This window comes from Acinetobacter sp. BSP-28, from assembly GCF_044130285.1.
Lineage (GTDB): Bacteria > Pseudomonadota > Gammaproteobacteria > Pseudomonadales > Moraxellaceae > Acinetobacter.
This window is the reverse complement of sequence record NZ_JBIQOB010000073.1, coordinates 1-1240: the sequence shown is the minus strand read 5'-3', so window position 1 is coordinate 1240 and position 1240 is coordinate 1. Positions and strand designations below refer to the sequence as shown.

3 protein-coding genes are annotated in these 1240 nt (G+C 43.5%); all 3 read right to left on the bottom strand.

Going from position 1 to position 1240, the window contains the following annotated elements; translation table 11 throughout:
* The coding region (locus tag ACE01R_RS17780; protein ID WP_395552803.1) for a DUF6527 family protein at window positions 1-281 on the bottom strand (281 nt) is incomplete at its 3' end.
* A complete protein-coding gene (locus tag ACE01R_RS17775) occupies window positions 278-784 on the bottom strand; it encodes a lysozyme (RefSeq protein WP_395552804.1) in 507 nt (168 codons plus the stop codon). The genes ACE01R_RS17775 and ACE01R_RS17780, both read right to left, overlap by 4 nt.
* A complete protein-coding gene (locus tag ACE01R_RS17770; RefSeq protein WP_086197789.1) occupies window positions 771-1025 on the bottom strand; it encodes a holin in 255 nt (84 codons plus the stop codon). Before ACE01R_RS17770 ends, ACE01R_RS17775 begins: the two co-directional genes overlap by 14 nt.
* Window positions 1026-1240 lie beyond the last annotated feature (215 nt).

Sequence of the window (1240 nt, the reverse complement as noted above, 5' to 3'; positions counted from 1 at the left end):
TGCCCAGCCAACTCATGATGACAATCTGACAAGAATTGAATCTTTCCATCCGTCAAAAATAGGTGGCATCGACTTGCAGGATAATGATCATTAACGAGTAAAGATGGCGTAAACGTTGGCTTATTCACATCACCATTAAAATTCCATGTGCTGCCGTTTGGATGTGCGCTTGGGTTTGTGTGGTATGGATGCATATATTTACAGCCCGGGCATTTAAAGTAGTAAGTGCCATTACTACTTTTCTCTAAATAAGGACTTACTTTTTCCCAGTATTCAGTCATGAGTTCACTCCCATACATTTTTGATAACGATCAACTTGCCGGGTCCATACTCCATAGCAATTGTTAGATCGAATGCTGCAGTCATGCTTGGCCACATATTTCCACTTCAGCAGTGACTGGCAAGCCTGGATATATTTTCCCTGCTTTAGATTGCGAAGCATGGATGAGTTGTTCCAGTTGGCTTGGCCAAAGTTATAAGTAAAGTCTAAATAGGTGTCATATTCGACTTGAGACAATTTCACCCCCTGCAGTGATTTACGAAATACAACCTCATCTTTCGAGACGTGTGCTTTTGCCCATTCTTGAGCTACTTTTCGCGTGATTGGCGGATCAGTCATTTTGATTGGTTCACCATTAGGTTTAACCGTTGAGCCGATACCCTGGGTGACTACCCCGCCACCATCTTTGTAAGGCTTTGCTGAATAGCCCTCACGTATTTCTAAAGACGTAAAAAAAGCAGCCGAAGCTGCTAATAGTGCGACCGAGATTTTAGTCTTTGACATTACATTCACCATTTAATTTTCGCTTTGTCAGCTCATGAATCTCTTTTTCACGCTGATTCCGCTGCCATGAAAAGTACACATTGATGAGCAAACCAAGTACTGCAACCCCGATACCAACCCACCCCATCCAATCAATGCCCATAAAAAAACCGGCTGCACTTGCTGCACCGCCGGTTACTGTTGCTTTTGATCCTAAAGCTGCTGCAGATGTTTCCGCTACTGCTGCGGTCGTTTCAGACATTGCGCCCCCTAATTTTTGGCAATAAAAAAGCACCTGATTGGGTGCCATTGGTTTGTTTTTACTTAAACTTCTATTTGCACAACAGCACCCGAAGGCGCTGTCCGCTTGATTTCCTGATTTGATACAAATACCCGGGTGCCAACTGAATATTTTGTGCTGCTGGTGCACAGTACAAGACCGGTACCATCTACCACCAAGACTTTATATTTAGGATG

What these genes read in the sequence shown, in the direction of transcription:
- ACE01R_RS17775 (WP_395552804.1), bottom strand. Translation starts at nt 784, where the DNA reads ATGTCAAAGACTAAAATCTCGGTCGCACTATTAGCAGCTTCGGCTGCT.
- ACE01R_RS17770 (WP_086197789.1), bottom strand. Translation starts at nt 1,025, where the DNA reads ATGTCTGAAACGACCGCAGCAGTAGCGGAAACATCTGCAGCAGCTTTA.